The following is a 2,022-nucleotide window of genomic DNA, read 5'->3' as shown; positions in this document are numbered from 1 at the left end:
ACATTCCCCCTCCAACATCCCGCCGACAATCCGGAGATCGGTCGACGGCTGTGTGGCCACCTGGGCCGGTTTACAGACACGAGGGTTTCAGCACCACTCTGGTCGAGGTGGCGGCACGGTAGATCTTGCCGTCGGCTCGGTAATCGACCTGCAGGGAATCCAGCGATGCGGACTTGGTGTCAGCTTCAACGATCAAGTGAACGACCAGGTTGTAGCTGGTGTTCTCACTGTGAGCTGGTAGCACGTAGCCGCCCAGTGGCTGGCGCTTCTGCCAGGCCGCGGTGTGAATCGGCTCCTTCGTGGTGCCGGCCGGCCACGTACTCGCGGCGCCGATGAGTGTGCCGGGATTTGGCACCGGCGCGACGTACGCCTCGCAGGCACGCACGTTCTGAGCATTGACGGCGTGGAAGGCGACGACATCGAGTGGCTTGTCGCTCTCGTTGACGAGCCGGTCGACAGCGTAAGCGAGGTTGAGGCTAGGAATTTCGTTCAAGGAGAAGCAAAGCTCTCCGGAGTCGCCACCGATCGTCATCGGGCCGCCCTCGGCGGGTCGCTCAGCAGTGTCTTGCTGGGCTGAGCAACCCGCAGCGACCGCCGCCACACACAACGCCGCGGCGAGTCCGAGAGTGTGGTTCATATCAGGGTTAGGCCTTCGCAACGAGTTGATAAGAGTGCCACCAGGTCGAACGTTGGCAGAGCTGCGAGTATTCATCTGATGGTCCACAACCAGCCGAGCGGCTGTAGACGGAGCTTGGCAGCGATTGATCGGGACGCGAGGTTGTCTCGATTGGTGCTATAGAAGATGACGCCGCGACGGTGACGTTCGAGCTTCCACCAAGCGACGGTGACAGCCGCTGCAAGTCCAGTCCCTCGGTGATCCGGCCTGGTCCACACGCCCGCTTCGGCGCTGCTCGGTGTGGCCGCAGGAGTGTGGCAGATGGAGACTGGTTCTAGATCGTCTACGGCCATCGCCCACGGCCCGATCTTGCCGTTGATCAACTGTCTCCACTCGCCGACTTCCCAGTTGTCTGGCCGGACGAATCGCTGCGCGGCGGCAACGCCGGCGTCATCGGAGATGATAACTGGCAAGCCGACGTGCGGATCCTCAACGGACGAAGGAAACAGGTAGGAGGGACCGCCTGCCACAGTCAGCACGGACGGAGGATCTGTCCTGTTGAGCAGACGATTCTTCACCTGTGTCACCACAGTCGGTTCCGTTTCTGGCGAGAAGTCCTCGGCGACGTCGAGATCGATCGAATCGATCAACTCGGTTGCGGCCGCGCTCAAAGCAAATACTCGTGCGTTCGGCGACCACCCGAAGACGGCGATGACGTCCGACGTCGCCAGGCGCAGTTGCTCGCCGGGCAGAGTTGGAGCAAGACCGAAGATCGTGTCGATCTCGAGTTCTAAGAGGTGGTCGTCGTTGCCCATCACGCTTTGAGATGTTAGACCGCTAGCTCTGCGGCGGTGTTTGGCCACTGAATGCAAAAGAACATATGGCAGCGCTCACGACAACTGCCGGTGTCGCAATCACCGCTACCGCAGTCGTCGCAGTCACCAGCACTCGCTTCATCCAGACCTCCCTTCAGCAAATCGTCACGAGCGAGCCTGACGGGGCGTCGGCGACAGACACATCTGTGGCGCCCTTGGTTCTCCCCCATGCGTCTGACGGAGTACCCGGCGTCAACTCGTTGGGGACGAGGAGTCTCGCCAGTCGAGGTACGCGATCAGGGTTGCGTCGGCTCGTAAGCGGGCCAGGCTGCGTTCGTGGAGCTCTGCCTTGCGACGACTGAGTTCGGCGCCGACTCGTTCGGGGCGGCCGTCGGCCGAGGAGTGCATCTCGTCGAGGGCGGCGAGGATGATCATCATCGGGAAGTTGCCTTCCCGCAGAAGTCGTACCAGGTGCGCGTCCCTGGCGGCACCGAGATCGAACACGCGGTAGCCGGTGACGCGTTCGCGTGCTGGGCGGACGAGTCCGACCTGTTCCCAGAAACGCAGGGTCGACGTGCGAACGCCCAGCAG

Annotated in this window: 3 protein-coding genes; all 3 read right to left on the bottom strand. The window is 62.3% G+C overall.

Translation table 11 applies throughout. From position 1 onward, the window contains the following. Window positions 1–70: 70 nt before the first annotated feature. A complete protein-coding gene (locus tag VFG33_RS29780; RefSeq protein ID WP_325056307.1) occupies window positions 71–532 on the bottom strand; it encodes a hypothetical protein in 462 nt (153 codons plus the stop codon). Between the two features lie 176 nt (window positions 533–708). Then, entirely contained in the window at window positions 709–1,434 is a 726-nt protein-coding gene (locus VFG33_RS29775; protein WP_325056306.1) for a GNAT family N-acetyltransferase, read from the bottom strand. Between the two features lie 249 nt (window positions 1,435–1,683). Beyond that, window positions 1,684–2,022: MerR family transcriptional regulator (locus VFG33_RS29770; RefSeq protein ID WP_325056305.1), on the bottom strand; the 339-nt coding region annotated here is incomplete at its 5' end.

Origin of the sequence: Kribbella sp. (genome assembly GCF_035687465.1) — a bacterium.
GTDB lineage: Bacteria > Actinomycetota > Actinomycetes > Propionibacteriales > Kribbellaceae > Kribbella.
The sequence above is the reverse complement of the archived record's forward strand: the minus strand, read 5'-3'. Positions and strand labels throughout refer to the sequence as shown.